The sequence below is a fragment of the Bacteroides faecis genome (genome assembly GCF_020091505.1).
In the GTDB taxonomy this organism is placed as follows: Bacteria; Bacteroidota; Bacteroidia; order Bacteroidales; family Bacteroidaceae; genus Bacteroides; species Bacteroides faecis.
This window is the reverse complement of record NZ_CP081916.1, coordinates 4,034,960-4,053,711: the sequence shown is the minus strand read 5'-3', so window position 1 is coordinate 4,053,711 and position 18,752 is coordinate 4,034,960. Positions and strand designations below refer to the sequence as shown.

Sequence of the window (18,752 nt, the reverse complement as noted above, 5' to 3'; positions counted from 1 at the left end):
ATAACTTTTATGTGTTTTCTCTTATCTACGCGGGATGGTGAAGTAAACCGTAAATCCTCCTCCTTCTGCCGGTTCGGCATTGATACGGCATCCTCTGCGCCCCGCAAATTCGTCATGGTCACGGATTATCTGTTTGCATATCAGATATTCCGTTCCCCGCAACTCCCCTTTCTCACCGGAAGTCATACGAGCCAGATTCGGATAGAACAACTGATTCAGTTCCGTCACACTCTTCTCGCGTCTTGTATCCGTAAACAAAAAACGGACATACTCATTATCCTTACGGGCCTGCAGACGTATCACTCCTTCTTCATGAACCGCTAATGCTTCATCAATCAGGTTCTCAAACAGGAAACGCAGCTGATTCACATCACCGATTACCTTGGCTTCCATCGGTTCCATGATCAGTTCTATTTTTTCCATCCGGTTTTTCATCACCTTTCTGAAATATTTTCCGGCAGCATCAAACAGTTCCTGTACCGGAATCGTAGTCCGTCGGAAAGTTACTTCCTCCAGCTGTCGGGCAGCACACGAGCTCAATATCGTGAATATCCCTTTATAGTATTCTATCAGTTCCGTAATTGTCTCTACAGCTTCCCGTTCTTCTTTTTCCGAAAGGTTCTGCGTATTCAGCCGGCCAATAATCTGTTTTATCTTGTTCGGATAATAAATCGTCTCATGTTTTATAGTCGAAAGGCAATTGTCGAGCACCATATTCTGTACATGGAGCATGCTGTCTTCCCACGAAGCGCGGCGTGTTTCCTCGTGTGCCGATTCGATATCCCGATATTTAGTAGCCAACTTCACCACTGCATTGAACACCACAATCGACACATAACGCGCCACCAGTTCAAAAAGAAGATGGTCCGTTTCCTGCTGTGTCCCTTCCCTGCGTTCCAGATAGAGTACGCCCACACACTGATGCTCACCACCGGCTTCCACCATCAGCGGAATCGCCTGGAGATTCTGTGCGGAGAGATATTCCCCCCTATCAAAACATTGCTGTACCATCTCCGGCATTTCCTGTCCGGGACAGGAAGCATATTCCAGCCGATGCGTAGTTTCGTTATAAACTGCAATTCCCATCAGGCTGATTGTCAGCAACTCATTTACTGATCCAAAAGCCTCATTCACAATGCGCTGAGGAATCTCTTTAAGTGTATTCTCCTCCCGTTGAAGGGCTTCCTCATTCTCCTGAGTCTGGGGTCTGACCAGAGAAGCTGCAAATACCTTCTGATTAATTTCAAGCACCTGTTCCAGATTCAAACGATTCTGGAGCATCTTCCTCATATACAAGAGATAATAGCCTATCAGGGAAACGACCAGCAAGACGAAACAAAGAATAATTCCCACCGTTTTATTGGTGTTCGACCGCTCCAGCTGCCTGCAATATCCCTCCAAAGTCTGGTCTTCACCCTGCACTTTATATAAATCCGTAAAGGCCGAGTTATTATAACTATATGCATCAATCTGCTTCAAAGCCAGAAAAGCTACTGCCGCTTCATTCCTGATATCGAGAATCACATGATAATCCGAGTCAAAAAGCTCATTCCACCAGAAAAGTTCGGCAGGTATCCCTTTACCGACCAGTTTCATGTACCGGTGCGGTTGTGTGGTACGCGCATATTTCTTATAATGCTCATTCAGCATCATCATTGCCGAATCGATATATTGCAAAGCGATCTCATAATTCTCATCCACATTCGCAAAATAAGCTGCATTGGCATAATCCGATGCCGCATCGAGCAAATCCTCATAAGTGGAATCAGTAGTAATAGCGATGGAATCACTATCCTGCAATATCGACGGAAGAGGGTCGTGCAAACAAGAAGTCATTCCCACCGGGAGCAACAGGCAAAGCAACACGCCAATCACCTTACGTATCCCTGAAGGCAAGCGGAAATAGAAACGGCTTCCCTTTCCCGGCTCACTTTCTATATCGAACACACATACCCGGAACAGTTCATTCGTCTTCTTATATTTCTCAATGATTCCTTTACAATTCATCAAGCCGAAACCGCTTCCCTTGTTCTCTTTCAGTTCTTCCGGATCTGTCGCATCTTTCATGCCGATAGCACGCGAATCATATACCTTTTCACCAATGATATGCGCTATATCTTCCGCAGAAATCCCCCTACCGTTGTCTTCCACAGATATTTCCACATACGCATCGGCAGCATGTGCATATACTTTCACCGTCCCTCCTTCGGGAGTATATTTACGGGCGTTTTCAGCCAGTGTGTTAATCATAAACAAGGTCAGCGCACGGTCAGCCTTCACCATAAGCGTAGTCGGTTCAATCTCCAGCTTCTGCTTTTTCATCTCGAAGGCACGCCGTCCCTTTCCCAACAAATCAAATAATTCATTCAGGCTGAATGTCTCGATATTCAGACTAAGCGTTCCTTGCTTCATCTTGATCCAGAGCGCCAGGATATCATTATATTCGTTAATGGTGGTCACCAGTTCATCAATGTACTGGTACTTCTCTTTCTTTATCTTGTCATCATCAATATATCCTTTTTCCGTCAGCTTATGCACTTCATTCAGTATTCGGTCAATATAAGGATTGATCCCGTTCACAATTGCCATACAGGCTTTTTTTATCAGATTCTGACGTTTGTTTCCTGCAATATGCTGCTCGTAAATATAGCGTTGTTTCTCCAGCTGAATCCGCTCGTCGCTCAATGCAGCCACCATTTGTTCATTCTCGGCAGCCCACACGATATAAGGTTCCAATACGTGTACCAATGCTTTCTCGTCCCGGTTCAGGCGGTGGGAAGAAGGTACCAATGTCGCTTTTCCTTCTTCCGGTATTTCCAGTGTCAGTCGTCCTTTCCCGAACAACTGGTCGATGCCCTGCTGAATCAAAGGTACATTCATCGGTATGGAAGAAGTAATATCCCGGCAAAGAGATAAAATCCGTTGCAGGCGCTCCACATCCACCCGGTTCCTGATTTTGGAACGTTTGTTGAAAAACCACCAGAGGATAATCACCAGCACCAGTCCGACGATAACCAGAGAAAGAACCACAGTCATCTGTCGCGAACCCGCTTCCAAAGACTGATAACGGCTTTCCAGCTCCTTGTCCTGACGGGTATAATTCAGAATATCCAGATAGATATTCCGGTTATAATCAGAAGCATGCTTCATCCCCAGCCCGGCATATGAAACGCTTAACTGCTCCCTTATCCGTGAGATCCATTCGGGAACGGTTTTCACCTTCTCCTGAGCAATCCACGGAACTCCGGTATAAGTGGTATCTCCTTCGGCAAACGTATATAATTTATCCAGTGTGTCCACTTCATTATGATAATAGAGCATGTGATGGTGGTTTACGCAGTCCAATGCTCTTGATAAAGTATCCAGTGCTTCCTGATAGCATCCGTGCGCATTCAGGTATTTGCCGATGGACACATAAGCTCCGGCAATCTGGTACAAGTCGTTATATTCCCGAAACTTCTCCAGTGCCAGTTGAGCCAGACGCAAAGGAAACAGCGAATCCACCGGAAAATCGAACTGATCCAAAGCATGCACCCGTCTTGTCTTGAAAAACTCGAAGTTGGCCGGGGATGCCATCAGATTGGCAAGTCCCTGCATTCCATTTCCTTCGAAATACGGATGCTTACTCTTTACGGCAGTCCGCCAAGTCAGATAGAGTTCGTCAAATTCACGGAGCTTCCGTTCTTCCGGAGTATTCGTTTCAACTAAAGAAGCCGATCCTTTGAGATAATGATAATAGAGAAGTTGATTGGTATCCCCCAATGCCTCGTCTTCCTGAATATTATCGATAGAAGTTATCGCTTCCTGCCGCTGCTGAAGATAATAATAGTAAATGGAGGAAACGAGGAAAAATTCGGTAAATGCATAATCCAGCCGGAGTGCTTCGTGGCGGTCGGCAAACAAATCGCTCTCCTCGCGGATACGTTTCATCCGGCGAAGGGCACTGTTACGGTAATCATAAAACTCCTTGTTGAGTGCTGTACGCTGGCAGATCTTCATCAGTCCGATATCGGCAATCAGCAGTTCCAGTTCATTTTTAGTCAGTTTGTACACCTCTTTATGATACGCCTCGGCACGGTCGAAATCCATATTCATGAAGGCACAGAAACCCAGATTGTTGGACGCCTCGGCTTTCCCCGACTTGTAAAGGTTTACCTGCCGATATGCTTTGTAGGCATATTTATAGGAAGAATCCAGATTACGGTAACGATAAGCATACGCTTTTCCATTCAGCGAGTCGATAAGCCTCACTTCTTTTGTGGGTACCATATCGGTGCACGAAAAAAGAGAGGAAAGCAACAATATTCCTATTATATATAATGGAGAATGGAAAATGGAGAATGGAGAATAAAAAGACAGGCGATAACTATCTTTCATTCTTCGTCCTTCATTCTCTGTTTTTCGTCCATAATTCTTCATTCTTCATTCTCTGTTCTTCGTTCTTACTTGCAAATCTACAAATATTTCCGATAAGTTGGAGAGAAAATTATTTTTTCTACAATAAGTCCTTCTAAATAATAAGAGAAATTCCTACCTTTGCAGGCAAATTAACAAATAGGTAACATCTATTACAAAATGAGCGAAAAAGCACCCTTTATGGTATTCTCGGGAACTAACTCGAGATATCTTGCAGAGAAAATCTGCGCAAGTCTCAATTGTCCTCTGGGAAACATGAATATCACCCACTTTGCAGATGGTGAATTTGCTGTTTCTTACGAAGAATCAATTCGTGGCGCACATGTATTCCTTGTGCAGTCTACTTTCCCTAACTCAGACAACTTAATGGAACTTCTCCTGATGATCGATGCTGCAAAACGTGCATCTGCAAAGAGCGTTGTTGCCGTTATCCCTTATTTCGGATGGGCACGTCAGGACAGAAAAGACAAACCCCGCGTTTCTATCGGAGCAAAATTGGTAGCCGATCTGCTTTCAGTAGCAGGTATCGACCGACTGATTACCATGGATTTGCACGCAGACCAGATTCAGGGATTCTTCAATATCCCCGTAGACCACCTGTATGCATCAGCCGTATTCCTCCCTTATATCCAGTCACTGAAGCTGGAAGACCTGGTGATTGCTACACCGGATGTGGGTGGTTCAAAACGTGCCAGCACTTTCTCCAAATATCTCGGTGTGCCTCTGGTACTCTGCAACAAGTCACGTGAAAAAGCCAACGAAGTCGCTTCCATGCAAATCATCGGTGACGTGAAAGACAAAAATGTAGTATTGATCGATGATATCGTAGATACAGCAGGAACAATCACCAAAGCTGCCAATATCATGATGGAAGCCGGAGCTAAATCCGTACGTGCTATTGCCAGCCACTGTGTAATGTCTGACCCAGCTTCTTTCCGTGTGCAGGAATCCGGACTGACTGAAATGGTATTTACAGACAGCATCCCATACGCTAAGAAATGCGCGAAAGTGAAACAGCTGAGCATCGCTGATATGTTTGCTGAAACAATCAAGCGAGTTATGAATAACGAATCAATCAGTTCACAATACATCATTTAAATGATGAATGATGAATGAAAATAAGAAAGCCGGCTAAATTTGAACTTAGCCGGCTTTCTTATTATATTATATCAAACACTAAGAATTGAACTAGAAATGAGTGTGAGTGTGCAACCAATTCTTCATTCCTCATTTTTAAAGAACTCTTCCCATCTTATAAGTTCCTTTTTTGATTACCTTCCCATCCTTATCGGTTTCAACAAAAGGACCATCTTTTTTTCCTTGTTTGAAGAAACCTTCGAAACGGTTACCGTCTTTATCGATCTGTACGCCTTGTCCTTCTTCCAGACCATCTACGAAACCACCTTTATATTGCATACCGGCAACAGTTTTCAGAGAGCCTTGACCGTGAGGGCGATTATCCTTCCAGTCGCCTTCGTACACATCTCCGTTGCTCCATTTGTAAGTACCTTTGCCTTCACGTTTGTTGTTTTTCCAGTCGCCTTCGTACACAGCACCGTTAGCCCACGTAAATGTACCTTTTCCGTCCTGCATGCCGTCCTTGAAATTACCTACATATTTATCACCGTTGGCATGGTAATAAACTCCAGCTCCGGTACGTTCACCTAAAAGATAAGAACCTTCGTAACGATCTCCTGTGTGGAAATAATAAGTACCCTTTCCGTGCTGGATATCATCTGCCCAGTCACCATCGTACTTATCTCCGTTGGTATATTCGAATACGCCTTTTCCATGACGCACATCATCTTTCCAGTCACCGTCATATTTGCAGCCGTCGTCCCAGTTCATGGTGCCTTTGCCATTCTTCTTGTCATTCTTCCAGTGACCGCTGTATTTAGCACCGTTCGCCCATGTATAAGTACCTTCGCCTTCACGCTTGTCATTCGCCCAGTTGCCTACGTACAAGTCGCCATTATGATAATACATCGTTCCGGCACCATGCTGGTAGTCCTGAAACCACATACCGTCATAACGGTTATTATTCATAAAATAATAGATTCCTTTTCCATGTTGCTGGTCTTGAAACCACTGACCTTCATACTTCTCTCCATCCGGAAAAGAATAGATCCCGTAGCCTTCACGCTTTCCTTTTACATATTCCCCTTCGTAAACATCCCCATTCTTAAAAACCGTTTTCCCTTTTCCGTTCGGCTTGCGTCCTTTCATTTCTCCGGTGTAGACAGCACCATCTTTAAAGGTATAGTTCCCGATTTTTATTTCTGTAGAGAATGTATCTTTCAGCTTCCCGAAGAACCCGCCTTTACTGGTATTGTTATCTTGTGCCATCACTCCTCCCTGTGCAAGAAGAGCCAAAAAAAGTGTAGTATATAGATATTTCCTCATTGGTTTTACTCGTTACTCATTAAAATTACAATTTGGACAAAGATACAACTTCTATCCCAAAAAGTGCCATATCGGAAAGCAAATTATGACAACTTTTTACCAGCAATGACCTCTTTTAATGTCTCTTTGCACAAATAACGTTGTGCCAATTCCTGTATTTCCTGAGGCGTCACCTCATTCACAGCCTGCAGGGAACGGGAGAAATAGAGATCATCCAGCCCGGAAGTAGCAATGAAAATCCATGCATCCGATAGCGAGAAAGCCGATTCATAGCTGCGGCACATTTCTCCCAGCATATAGTTGCGCACCATGGTCAGTTCTTCCATCGGAACAAGTTCCTGATGCAGCTTGTCTATTTCGTGATATACTTCCTGTATCAGTGGTTCAACATATTCGTTATCCGTTTCTGTCGAAATGCCCAGCAAACCACTATCCGGATAAAACATAATTCCGGCAGAAATACCATAAGTATATCCTTTTTCCTCACGGATGTTGGACATCAGACGACTGCCAAAGTATCCTCCGAACAACGTCATCAGTACCCGTAACTTCAGAAAATCGGGATTCTGGCGGGTAATGGTAGTACACCCTAATTTCACCGCACTCTGCAATGCGTCTTCACGCTCTATGAAAATGCGTTTTTCGGCAACGGCGTTAAAAGAGAATTCCGGCTTTATCGCTTTCTGCTGATATTGACCAAAAGGAGTTCCGAAAGTATCGGTCACCCGCCGGATGGTATCTTCCGTCACCTTGCCTGACAGGAAAATAGAACAATTGCCCGAATGATAATGCCGGTCGTAGAAACCACGGAGAACCTCCGGCGTAATGGCATGGTAGTCTTCTTCCACAACGATTTGTCCACACGGGTGCTGTGCTCCGTAAAGAGTCTGCAACAGACCACGATGTGCCAGGAAATCGACTTTAGAAGTATTGACCAGGTATTGCTGGATATTCGTATCCAGAATGGTATGCAGTTCTTTCTCCGGAAACAGGGGTTCTTTCACCATCGATTCCACGACTTCCAGTGTTTTCGCCAGATACTTGTTCAGTGAGTAGACCGTGATATAAGCATACTCCGACGAACTGGACAATTCGAGCCATGAACCATAATAATCCAGTTTCTCCGCGATGATGGCTGCCGTATATTTCCGCGTACCCTCACGCAGCATCCGGTTCGTAAACAGTGCCTGCAACTTCTGCGACTGCTGCCAACGTCCTCCGGCAAAAAGAATATCAATACGGACTACCTCCTGTTCACCGGCATTGACTATAGCCAATGGGATACCATTCGGCAAAGTGGTCCGGACGGGAGGAAGTATATGGAATTTTTTCAGGGCTTGTATTTCAGGTTGTATTGTACGATCCATAAATCAGCTTCTGTTCTTCAAAAATTCTTCCGCATGTTTCAGATCTTGCGGTGTGTCGATTCCTATCGTTTCCACTTCACTGATACCTACCTTTATTTTATATCCATTCTCCAGCCAGCGCAACTGTTCCAATGATTCGGCCAGCTCCAGTGAGGATTGAGGGAGAGCGGTGATTTCCCTCAATACTTCGGTGCGATAGGCATACAGACCGATATGTTTGTAGTAGGTATGTCCTTTCAGCCAATCTTCCCGGTCGGCATTACGCTGATACGGAATAATGGAACGGCTGAAATAAAGTGCATTCCAGTTCTTGTTGACCACCACTTTCGGCGAATTTACATTCTCCAGTACAGCAAACGGTTCGTCGGCTGTAAAAGGTTTTACTAACGTAGCAATCTGTGTAGTAGGGTCTTCAAAACAAGCCTTTACAGCATTCAGCTGGGAAGGCTGGATGAAAGGTTCGTCTCCCTGTATGTTGACTATCACATCAAAATCGCCACCAATCTTAGTACATGCTTCATAACAACGGTCTGTCCCGCTTTTATGATCGACGGAAGTCATCACCACTTTTCCTCCGAATGCTTTCACGGCAGCTTCAATGCGTTCGTCGTCGGTAGCTACATAGGCATCATCCAATACACCGGTCACTTGTTCGTACACACGTTGTATCACCGTCTTTCCTCCCAGCATAGCCAACGGTTTCGCAGGGAAACGGGTAGATGCATAACGGGCAGGTATAATTCCCAGAAATTTCATATCTGATTGTATTTTAATTCTTCTAATCCTTTCACGATATACTCTCTTTTCAAATCTTCCGGTCTTAAAATCCGGTCATCGTAAGAAAGCAAATCAATATCCAAGCTGACCTTTTCTTCCTTTTTATCTTCGGGACGGCGACCTGCGGACTGCTCAATAGCTTTCAGTTCTTTGCGCACCCTTTCTTCCTCTGCATCCGAAAAGAACATCGCCACCTGATTGGAGAATAATGCCGGACTTCTGAAGAATAAAGGACGTGTTTCCTGTTCGGAGGTAAAGCGGATGGTTGGAAACAAATCCACCAGTCTCCTGCGAGCCAGAAGAAGATTCTCTTTCCGGTTATAGTTACTTCCGATACAAATGACACACTTATGCACAACGGAAAATTTAATTAAACAAATCGTCCAGTCCTGTTTCTTCAAAGACCTCTCCGTCCGGTGTTTCCGAACCGGCACAAGGATCAAATCCTTCGGGAAGTTTGAACGTTTCCGTCTGGCTGTATCCTAAAGACGGATCGCCATAGACTTTCTTCATATAAGTTGCCCAGATAGGCAGCGCAGCGGCAGCTCCCTGTCCATAGGTCATTGTGCCGAAGTGAATATCACGTTCGTCACCTCCTACCCAGCAGCCGGACACCAATGAAGGAGTAAAGCCCATGAACCAGCTATCTGAGTTGTCATTGGTTGTACCGGTCTTACCACCCATATCAGCCGTAATTCCATAGCGACGTACACGTCCGCCGGTACCTTCGTTGATAACGGCACGAAGCATTACCAACATCTTATATGCACTCGAAACACTGATCACTTCTTCCATCTGCGGTGCAAATGTAGAGAGCACATTACCGTCACTGTCTTCGATGCGGGTAACGAACAGCGGAGCTACACGAATACCTTTGTTGGCAAAGGCTGTATAAGCACTGACCATTTCTCCGACAGAGATTTCGCAAGGTCCCAGACAAAGTGAAACAACGGGGTCGATCGCTTTGTTACGTACACCAAAACTATGAATCAGTCTCGCCAGGTTATAAGGATTCAGTTTGCCCATCAGATAAGCCGAAATCCAGTTGTCCGAATTAGCCAATCCCCATTTCAGGGTTACCATTTCACCATAGCGTTTATTGTTGGCATTACGGGGAGTCCATGCCTCTCCTGTTTCGGTAATCAGTGTTTGTTCCACATGGCGTACCTGATCACAAGGTGAGAATCCGTTCTCCATTGCCAGCGTATACAGATATGGTTTGATAGTAGAACCTACCTGGCGGCGTCCCACCATTGCCATATCATACTGGAAATACGTATAATTCGGTCCGCCTACATACGCCTTCACATATCCGTTCATCGGGTCCATCGACATGAATCCTGTACGCAAGAAGTGTTTGTAATAGCGAATAGAGTCCATCGGAGTCATAATCGTATCCTTTTCGCCCGCCCAAGTGAACACAGACATTTCCTGAGGAGTATCAAATGCTTTGCGAATCTCCTGTTCAGAAGCTCCTCCCGACTTCATAACGTTATACCGTTCAGTCTGTTTCATCGCTCTGGTCAGCAGTTCTTCCACCCGTGCCTGCGGCAAAGATCTTGCATACGGTGCATTCTTGCTTCCTTGTTTCTCCTTAAAAAACAGAGGTTGCAGGAAATCACCCAGATGCTCTTTTATCGCTTCTTCAGCATATTGCTGCATGTGCGAATTGATGGTTGTATAGATTTTCAGACCATCCGTGTAGATATTATAATTCGAACCGTCTTTCTTTTTATTTTTGGCACACCAGCCGTACAGAGGATTTGTTTCCCATGAGAGGGAGTCTTCATAATACTTCTGCATCTGCCAGCCGCGATAATCGCTCTTAACCGGTTTCTTGGCAATCATCACACCACGGAGATATTCGCGGAAATAAGTTGCCAGCCCCTCTTTGTGGTCGACACGGGTATATGCCAGTTTAAGCGGAAGTGCCTGCAGAGAATCGCACTCCGCATCCGAAATGTAACCGGCTTTTTCCATTTGACGGAGTACGACATTACGACGTCCCAACGCATTTTCACGGATTTTCGGGTTTCGGGATACAGGATTATAACGGGACGGATTCTGGCACATTCCCACAAGCATCGCCGCCTGTTCTATCTTCAAATCTTTGGGCTCGCATCCGAAATAAGTAGATGCAGCCGTTTTTATACCGACAGCATTATTCAGGAAGTCGAACTTATTGAGATACATCGTCAGAATTTCTTCTTTCGTATAGTAACGTTCCAGTTTCACGGCAATCACCCATTCGATAGGCTTTTGCAGCAAACGCTGGATGGTATTGCTTGCCACTTTTTCCGTAAACAACTGTTTTGCCAGCTGTTGTGAGATCGTACTACCCCCACCCGCGCTTTTCTGCAACAACAAACCACGCTTGACGATAGCACGGAAAAGTGCCTTCGCATCAATACCGGAATGCTCGGCAAAGCGAACATCTTCCGTTGCAATCAGCGCATGGATAATATTCGGAGAAAGATCGGCATAGCTGCTGTACACACGATTGTTTTTTTCCATCGAGAATGTGCCCAGCACTTTCCCGTCTTCCGAGAAGACTTCCGTTGCAAATTTATAGTTGGGATTTTCCAGCTCTTCCACAGGAGGCATATAGCCTATCCAGCCCTTAGAAATAGAAACAAAGATAACCACAATAGCTACCAAAACAACTGCCAATAATATCCAAAGAGCTTTTATTATTTTTCGAACCATGTTTTTTCAGCTTAAAAAAAGATGCTTATAATTAAGTTGCAAAGGTAGATAAAATATAGCATACAGCAAACGAGTTTTTGATTTATTTGATATTTTAAAACCAATCGAAAAACTAAGCAAAAGAGAAAAAAAGAAAAACGAGAAAAGGAGAAAAAGAAATCCTGCATAAAAGAAAAAGACGAAAAGATCAGCCACGGATTTTTATGACTTGACTTCCCTTAAAACTAAACTATTCAGAAAGCAAAGCGGCGGCATTTTTTTCTCTTCTTTCTAGATAATTCTATTTCTTTAGAATAGAATTATATACTCTTCTCTTCTCTACTGGTTTTGATTGGGTTTTTGCGCCCTATCCATGGGCGTTTCAGAGCTTAGTTTTTTTTATTAAGCCATTTTTTTCACCGGATTTTCGTCAGCTGGAAGGCGGGAGAAATGAAGAATGACGAATGAAAAAATGCACAAAAAAGTACCCGGATAAATATAACTGAGTTTAGCTCGGAGCTTAGCTTCACTCAGCTCGGGGCTTAGTTTAATTTATCCCGGTGCTTAACTTGATTCGCCTCGGTGCTTAACTTGATTCGTCTCGGTGCTTAACTTGATTCGCCCCGGGGCTCCGGTTCATTTATCCCCAAGCTGAAAAACGCAGACTATAAATTCCCGGCAATTCCCCTTAATTTACTAGAAATATTGTCGTCCAAATAGTTTGTATTCTACATTTTCTTCGTACCTTTACACTCCGGTAAAACAAGTTCTATCCACATAAAAGATAACAAAATGGAAAACAGAAGTTTAGTAACCATTGCCGAACATTCTAAAGAAAAAATCCTCTACATGCTCGAAATGGCGAAGCAGTTTGAAATGAACCCCAACCGCCGGTTATTGCAAGGTAAGGTAGTAGCAACCCTGTTCTTTGAACCTTCCACCCGCACCCGTTTGAGTTTCGAAACAGCAGCCAATCGCCTCGGCGCACGCGTTATCGGATTTACTGATCCGAAAGCAACCAGCTCCTCCAAAGGAGAAACACTCAAAGACACGATCATGATGGTAAGCAGCTATGCAGATATCATCGTTATGCGACACTATCTCGAAGGAGCTGCCCGTTATGCCAGCGAAGTAGCACCGGTACCCATCGTCAATGCGGGAGACGGAGCCAATCAGCACCCGTCACAAACGATGCTCGACCTCTACTCCATCTACAAAACGCAGGGAACACTGGAAAACCTGAATATCTTTCTGGTGGGAGACCTGAAATACGGTCGTACTGTCCACTCGCTGCTCATGGCGATGCGCCACTTCAACCCTACTTTCCATTTCATCGCTCCCGATGAACTGAAAATGCCGGAAGAGTATAAACTTTACTGCAAAGAACATCAGATTAAATACATCGAGCACACGGAATTTACCGAAGAAATCATCGCCGATGCCGACATTCTGTACATGACCCGTGTACAACGTGAGCGCTTCACCGACCTGATGGAATACGAACGAGTGAAAAATGTATATATCCTACGCAACAAGATGCTGGAAAACACCCGTCCGAACCTCCGCATCCTGCACCCGCTGCCCCGTGTCAACGAGATTGCTTACGATGTGGACAACAATCCGAAAGCATACTATTTCCAACAGGCACAAAACGGACTGTATGCCCGTGAAGCCATCCTTTGCGACGTGTTAGGTATCACATTAGAAGACGTTAAAAACGATATTTTATTATGAACGAAAATAAACAAGCATTGCAAGTAGCTGCCTTGAAAAACGGGACAGTGATTGACCATATCCCATCAGAAAAACTCTTTACTGTCGTACAACTCCTGGGTGTGGAGCAAATGAAGTGCAACATCACCATCGGCTTCAACCTCGACAGCAAAAAGCTAGGAAAAAAAGGCATCATCAAAATTGCCGACAAATTCTTCTGCGACGAAGAAATCAACCGTATATCGGTAGTAGCACCTTACGTCAAGCTGAACATCATCCGCGACTACGAGGTTGTCGAGAAGAAAGAAGTCAGAATGCCGGACGAACTGTACGGCATCGTAAAATGCGCCAATCCGAAATGTATCACGAACAACGAGCCTATGCCTACGTTATTTCATGTGATAGACAAGGATAACTGCATCGTGAAGTGCCATTATTGCGAAAAAGAACAGAAACGTGAGGAAATTTCTTTAATGGATAATGGAAAATGAAAAATGGATAATGAAGGAAATGTAGCACTAAAAGAAGCCAAGAAGTGAAACAAGACTGGAAACCGGGAACAATGATCTATCCGCTGCCTGCCGTATTGGTGAGTTGCGGAAAAGAAGAAAGTGAATACAACATTATCACAGTAGCATGGACGGGTACGATTTGCACTAACCCGCCCATGTGCTATATATCCGTACGACCGGAACGACATTCCTATGACATCATCAAGAAGAATATGGAGTTCGTTATCAATCTGACAACTAAAGATATGGCATTCCCCACCGACTGGTGCGGAGTACGTTCGGGACGGAATTACCGTAAATTTGAAGAGATGAAACTCACTCCGGGACGCTGTACCGTAGTCAGTGCACCACTGATCGAAGAGTCTCCCCTCTGCATCGAATGTCGTGTCAAGGAAATAGTTTCGCTCGGTTCACATGATATGTTCATTGCCGATGTGGTAAATGTCCGCGCAGACGACCGGAACCTGAATCCCGAAACCGGAAAGTTCGAACTGGCAGAAGCAAACCCGTTAGTATATGTGCACGGAGGATATTATGACCTGGGAGAAAAAATAGGGAAATTCGGCTGGAGTGTAGAAAAGAAGAATAAATAGAACCATGAATATACTGCGTAAACTCATTCTTTTCGGTTGGATGGCGATAGCATGCACAGCTTTCGGCAAGGATCGTAACGCAGATAAAGTGGAACGACCAAACACCAAGAAAGTAAACTTCGGCATCAAAGCCGGATTTAATTCTTCCATGTTCATGGTGTCCGAGCTGAAAATCAAAGACGTAACCATCGACGAAGTACAAAATAATTATAAGATCGGCTACTTCGGCGCACTCTTCATGCGCATCAATATGAAGAAGCATTTCATTCAGCCGGAAGTATCCTATAACGTCAGCAAAGGTGAGATTGTATTCGATAAGCTCGGCTCGCAACATCCTGCCGTCGAGCCCGACTATGCCTCCGTACAATCCGTTCTTCACAGCATTGATTTCCCAGTTCTCTACGGATATAATGTAGTGAAGAAAGGTCCTTACGGGATGTCAATCTTTGCCGGTCCCAAGCTCCGGTATCTATGGGGAAAACGGAATGAAATCACTTTCACAAACTTCGACCAGAAAGGGATTCATGAGAAGTTGTATCCGCTCAATGTGAGCGCCGTGATCGGTGTCGGTGTCAATATTTCCCGTATCTTTTTTGACTTCCGCTACGAGCAAGGGATAAGAAACATCTCCAAGTCGATTGTTTATGATAACATCAACTCCGACGGCAGCACAGGAGTCAGCCATATCATCTTCCGCCGTCGCGACAGTGCATTAAGCTTCTCGTTCGGATTTATCCTTTAACGGGCGGACACTACCGGAGCGGCCAATAAACTTTTGATAGCCGGCAACCGGCAAAAACAGGCATCCCCTATTCATTCTGTACGATAAATTATCCATTATCTATTAATTTCCTCCATTTACTAACATTTTTCTTATAGTTCCTTCGTTCTTTATTTATTTTCACTAACTTTGTGCGCTTAAAATAGGTATCTCGAATTAGAAATTTAATCTTACTTATAAAAAGAATGAAAAGAGACGACTTAATTTTCGATATCATCGAAAAAGAGCACCAACGTCAGCTGAAAGGTATCGAGCTGATTGCATCTGAAAACTTTGTAAGTGACCAGGTAATGCAGGCAATGGGTTCTTGCCTGACTAACAAGTACGCAGAAGGTTATCCGGGCAAACGTTACTACGGAGGTTGCGAAGTAGTTGACCAGAGCGAACAAATCGCTATCGACCGTCTGAAAGAGATCTTCGGCGCCGAATGGGCAAACGTACAACCGCATTCAGGAGCACAAGCCAATGCAGCAGTATTTCTGGCTGTATTGAATCCGGGCGACAAATTCATGGGATTAAACCTCGCACACGGCGGACACCTTTCTCACGGTTCATTAGTAAACACTTCCGGTATCATCTACACTCCTTGCGAATACAATCTGAATCAGGAAACCGGCCGCGTAGACTACGACCAGATGGAAGAAGTTGCTTTACGCGAAAAACCAAAAATGATTATCGGCGGCGGTTCTGCTTATTCCCGCGAATGGGACTACAAACGTATGCGTGAAATCGCAGACAAAGTAGGCGCTATCCTGATGATCGACATGGCTCACCCTGCGGGTCTGATTGCTGCCGGACTGTTGGAAAACCCGGTTAAATATGCACACATCGTCACTTCTACTACACATAAAACACTTCGCGGACCTCGTGGCGGTGTTATCCTGATGGGCAAAGACTTCCCTAATCCATGGGGAAAGAAAACTCCGAAGGGTGAGATCAAAATGATGTCTCAGTTACTAGATTCAGCTGTATTCCCCGGCGTACAGGGCGGACCATTGGAACACGTAATCGCTGCCAAAGCTGTAGCTTTCGGCGAAATCCTGCAACCGGAATACAAAGAATATGCAAAACAGGTACAAAAGAATGCTGCCGTACTGGCACAGGCTTTGATAGACCGTGGTTTTACAATCGTTTCCGGTGGTACGGACAATCACTCCATGTTGGTTGACCTGCGCAGCAAATACCCTGATCTGACAGGTAAAGTGGCAGAAAAAGCATTAGTTTCTGCTGATATTACCGTTAATAAGAACATGGTTCCGTTTGACAGCCGTTCTGCTTTCCAGACTTCCGGTATCCGTCTGGGTACTCCTGCTATCACTACTCGTGGTGCAAAAGAGGACCTGATGATCGAAATTGCCGAAATGATCGAAACAGTTCTGTCTAACGTGGAAAACGAAGAGGTTATCGCACAAGTACGTGCACGTGTCAACGAGACAATGAAGAAATATCCTCTTTTTGCTGATTAAGATTTTTTTTGTTGAAGGGTGTCGGTGATGTGAATCAGTAACATCTTTAATTGATAAATAATAATTGAGAATTAAAACCTGCTTTTCTTTTCGAAAAGCAGGTTTTGTTTTTTATTTATTAACAGTGCCGGGCAAACTATCTGCCCGAAAATACGTTTTCTTACTACAAAAAGAGAAATTGAAATACGCACTATACCTTCAGACAGCGGCGACTTCAATCGTACAGTGTATCAGACAAGGTCAATATACCGGTACACTGGACTCTATATACAATCATCCCCGTCTTCCCAAAACATCAGAAGTGGAAAGACGGGGATTTATTTTCGATAACCCTATGCAGGCAGCAGCTTAGCTCAGACCTTCAATTTCTCCATCTACAATGTCGATATGCAACGCCTGTGGTTCTTTTGGCAGTCCCGGCATACGGAGAATTTCTCCTGCAATCGCCACAATCATTTCAGCACCGTTATTGATCACTATATCTTTAATATGGAACTCGAAATTATTTACGGCACCATAAATCTTCGGATCGGCTGAGAAGGAATACTGAGTCTTGGCGATACAAACCGGATAATGAGTGATGCCCATCTTCTCAATCAACTTGATACGGTTACGGGCAATGCTACTGTACGTAATGACGCTTGCCCCGTAAAGATTGGTAGCCACTTTCTCAATCTTCTGTTGGACGGTGTCTTCCTCTTTATACGTATAGCGCAAAGGTTCGGACGGGTTGTTCTCTATCGTATCGACTACGAGGCGTGCCATATCTACTGCTCCTTCACCACCTTCGCTGAACGCATTATTGATGGCGTAGCCTACTCCCAGCTGTTCGCAGTGTTCGCGCAGCATTTCCATTTCCTCGTCCGTGTCGGTAGCAAACTTATTGAAAGCTACCACCACCGTCTGACCGAAGGAACGAAGATTGCGAATGTGTTTATCCAGATTGCGCAAACCCTCTTTCAATCCTTCCATATTCGGTTCTTTGATACGGTCGAGGCTGACACCGCCGTGCATCTTCAAACCTTGTGCCGTAGCAACAATCACTGTCAGTTTGGGCTGGAGTCCGCTCTTGCGGCATTTGATATTATAGAACTTTTCAGCGCCAAGGTCTGCACCGAATCCGGCTTCTGTGATCACATAGTCACCGAATGACATTGCCAGCTTGGTGGCAAGAATGGAGTTACAGCCATGAGCGATATTGGCAAACGGTCCGCCGTGTACGAAAGCGGCAGTACCTTCGGTAGTCTGCACCAGATTCGGGTGGATGGCGTCTTTCAGCAATACCGTGATGGCTCCCGCTACTCCGAGGTCTTTCACTGTAAACGGCTGGTCATCGTATGTAAAGCCCAGAAGAATATTCTCTATGCGGCGGCGTAAATCTTCCACATCCCTGGAAAGACAGAGAATCGCCATAATCTCCGAAGCCGGAGTAATATCGAAACCTGACTCCTGTGTGATACCGTTCGACTTCGGTCCGAGTCCGACTACGATGCTGCGCAATGAACGGTCGTTCACGTCGAGCACCCGACGCCAGAGGATTTCTTTCAGTCCGAAACCTTTCGCCTGATTCTGATAAAGATAATTATCAAGCAAAGCGGAAATCATGTTATGCGCGGAAGTAATCGCATGGAAGTCTCCCGTAAAGTGGAGGTTGATCTTCTCCATCGGAAGCACCTGCGCATATCCTCCGCCCGCTGCTCCTCCCTTCATACCGAAGCAAGGACCGAGAGACGGTTCGCGCAAAGCGACAATCGCCTTCTTTCCGATTTTATTCAGTCCCAGAGCGAGACCGATAGATACGGTAGTTTTGCCGATACCCGCCTTTGTCGCTGTGATGGCAGTTACCAGAACGAGGTTACTTTTCTTCACTTTCTCCTCATCGATCAGTTGTTCGGGAATCTTCGCGATATAACGACCGTAATTTTCGACTTCTTCACGGGGAATTCCGATACCTTCGGCAACCTGCTTAATCTTCTTCAACTCGACACTGCGAGCTATTTCTATGTCTGATTTCATACAGAATATGATTAGTTTTATTT

At 44.9% G+C, this 18,752-nt stretch carries 14 protein-coding genes; 7 read left to right on the top strand and 7 right to left on the bottom strand.

Annotation, left to right across the window (positions count from 1 at the left end; all coding sequences use genetic code 11):
- Positions 1-21: 21 nt before the first annotated feature.
- A complete protein-coding gene (locus tag K6V30_RS15775) occupies positions 22-4,269 on the bottom strand; it encodes a DUF5113 domain-containing protein (RefSeq protein WP_055269461.1) in 4,248 nt (1,415 codons plus the stop codon).
- Positions 4,270-4,575: 306 nt separating this feature from the next.
- On the opposite strand from K6V30_RS15775, the gene K6V30_RS15770 reads away from it, so the two are divergent.
- Entirely contained in the window at positions 4,576-5,514 is a 939-nt protein-coding gene (locus K6V30_RS15770) for a ribose-phosphate pyrophosphokinase (protein WP_008761422.1), read from the top strand.
- A 135-nt stretch (positions 5,515-5,649) separates the two neighbouring features.
- On the opposite strand, the gene K6V30_RS15765 is transcribed toward K6V30_RS15770, so the two are convergent.
- From K6V30_RS15765 to K6V30_RS15745, 5 genes are all read right to left on the bottom strand, one after another.
- Positions 5,650-6,819, bottom strand: coding sequence for an MORN repeat-containing protein (locus K6V30_RS15765; protein WP_010538157.1), 1,170 nt, complete (start codon positions 6,817-6,819; stop codon positions 5,650-5,652).
- 83 nt (positions 6,820-6,902) lie between these two features.
- Entirely contained in the window at positions 6,903-8,186 is a 1,284-nt protein-coding gene (locus K6V30_RS15760; protein ID WP_055269451.1) for a M16 family metallopeptidase, read from the bottom strand.
- 3 nt (positions 8,187-8,189) lie between these two features.
- Positions 8,190-8,942, bottom strand: a complete 753-nt coding sequence (gene kdsB, locus K6V30_RS15755) for a 3-deoxy-manno-octulosonate cytidylyltransferase (protein WP_055269450.1) — start codon at positions 8,940-8,942, stop codon at positions 8,190-8,192.
- Complete coding sequence (locus K6V30_RS15750) at positions 8,939-9,319, bottom strand: 2-amino-4-hydroxy-6-hydroxymethyldihydropteridine diphosphokinase (RefSeq protein ID WP_022301509.1); 381 nt, start codon at positions 9,317-9,319, stop codon at positions 8,939-8,941. Before K6V30_RS15750 ends, kdsB begins: the two co-directional genes overlap by 4 nt.
- A gap of 10 nt (positions 9,320-9,329) precedes the next feature.
- Entirely contained in the window at positions 9,330-11,669 is a 2,340-nt protein-coding gene (locus tag K6V30_RS15745) for a transglycosylase domain-containing protein (RefSeq protein ID WP_010538161.1), read from the bottom strand.
- A gap of 771 nt (positions 11,670-12,440) precedes the next feature.
- Between K6V30_RS15745 and pyrB the strand changes: the two genes are divergently transcribed.
- From pyrB to K6V30_RS15715, 6 genes are all read left to right on the top strand, one after another.
- Positions 12,441-13,382: an aspartate carbamoyltransferase gene (gene pyrB / locus K6V30_RS15740; RefSeq protein ID WP_008761416.1), complete on the top strand. Its 942-nt coding sequence runs from the start codon at positions 12,441-12,443 to the stop codon at positions 13,380-13,382.
- Positions 13,379-13,852: an aspartate carbamoyltransferase regulatory subunit gene (gene pyrI, locus K6V30_RS15735; protein WP_010538162.1), complete on the top strand. Its 474-nt coding sequence runs from the start codon at positions 13,379-13,381 to the stop codon at positions 13,850-13,852. Before pyrB ends, pyrI begins: the two co-directional genes overlap by 4 nt.
- 44 nt (positions 13,853-13,896) lie before the next feature.
- The gene (locus tag K6V30_RS15730; protein ID WP_010538163.1) at positions 13,897-14,466 is read left to right on the top strand and encodes a flavin reductase family protein; all 570 of its coding nucleotides are present in this window, start codon (positions 13,897-13,899) and stop codon (positions 14,464-14,466) included.
- 4 nt (positions 14,467-14,470) lie between these two features.
- On the top strand, positions 14,471-15,208 hold the full coding sequence (locus K6V30_RS15725) for a porin family protein (protein ID WP_010538164.1): 738 nt from the start codon (positions 14,471-14,473) through the stop codon (positions 15,206-15,208).
- A gap of 224 nt (positions 15,209-15,432) precedes the next feature.
- Positions 15,433-16,713 (top strand): serine hydroxymethyltransferase, encoded by a 1,281-nt coding sequence (glyA, locus tag K6V30_RS15720; protein ID WP_055269449.1) that lies wholly within the window; start codon positions 15,433-15,435, stop codon positions 16,711-16,713.
- Between the two features lie 178 nt (positions 16,714-16,891).
- Entirely contained in the window at positions 16,892-17,065 is a 174-nt protein-coding gene (locus tag K6V30_RS15715) for a hypothetical protein (protein ID WP_153880783.1), read from the top strand.
- On the opposite strand, the gene K6V30_RS15710 is transcribed toward K6V30_RS15715, so the two are convergent.
- Positions 17,062-18,729, bottom strand: coding sequence for a formate--tetrahydrofolate ligase (locus tag K6V30_RS15710; RefSeq protein ID WP_010538167.1), 1,668 nt, complete (start codon positions 18,727-18,729; stop codon positions 17,062-17,064). The genes K6V30_RS15715 and K6V30_RS15710 overlap by 4 nt on opposite strands.
- Between the last annotated feature and the right edge of the window lie 23 nt (positions 18,730-18,752).

What these genes read in the sequence shown, in the direction of transcription:
- pyrI (WP_010538162.1), top strand. Translation starts at nt 13,379, where the DNA reads ATGAACGAAAATAAACAAGCATTGCAAGTAGCTGCCTTGAAAAACGGG.
- K6V30_RS15775 (WP_055269461.1), bottom strand. Translation starts at nt 4,269, where the DNA reads ATGGTACCCACAAAAGAAGTGAGGCTTATCGACTCGCTGAATGGAAAA.
- K6V30_RS15770 (WP_008761422.1), top strand. Translation starts at nt 4,576, where the DNA reads ATGAGCGAAAAAGCACCCTTTATGGTATTCTCGGGAACTAACTCGAGA.
- K6V30_RS15725 (WP_010538164.1), top strand. Translation starts at nt 14,471, where the DNA reads ATGAATATACTGCGTAAACTCATTCTTTTCGGTTGGATGGCGATAGCA.
- K6V30_RS15765 (WP_010538157.1), bottom strand. Translation starts at nt 6,819, where the DNA reads ATGAGGAAATATCTATATACTACACTTTTTTTGGCTCTTCTTGCACAG.
- K6V30_RS15745 (WP_010538161.1), bottom strand. Translation starts at nt 11,669, where the DNA reads ATGGTTCGAAAAATAATAAAAGCTCTTTGGATATTATTGGCAGTTGTT.
- kdsB (WP_055269450.1), bottom strand. Translation starts at nt 8,942, where the DNA reads ATGAAATTTCTGGGAATTATACCTGCCCGTTATGCATCTACCCGTTTC.
- glyA (WP_055269449.1), top strand. Translation starts at nt 15,433, where the DNA reads ATGAAAAGAGACGACTTAATTTTCGATATCATCGAAAAAGAGCACCAA.
- K6V30_RS15760 (WP_055269451.1), bottom strand. Translation starts at nt 8,186, where the DNA reads ATGGATCGTACAATACAACCTGAAATACAAGCCCTGAAAAAATTCCAT.
- pyrB (WP_008761416.1), top strand. Translation starts at nt 12,441, where the DNA reads ATGGAAAACAGAAGTTTAGTAACCATTGCCGAACATTCTAAAGAAAAA.
- K6V30_RS15710 (WP_010538167.1), bottom strand. Translation starts at nt 18,729, where the DNA reads ATGAAATCAGACATAGAAATAGCTCGCAGTGTCGAGTTGAAGAAGATT.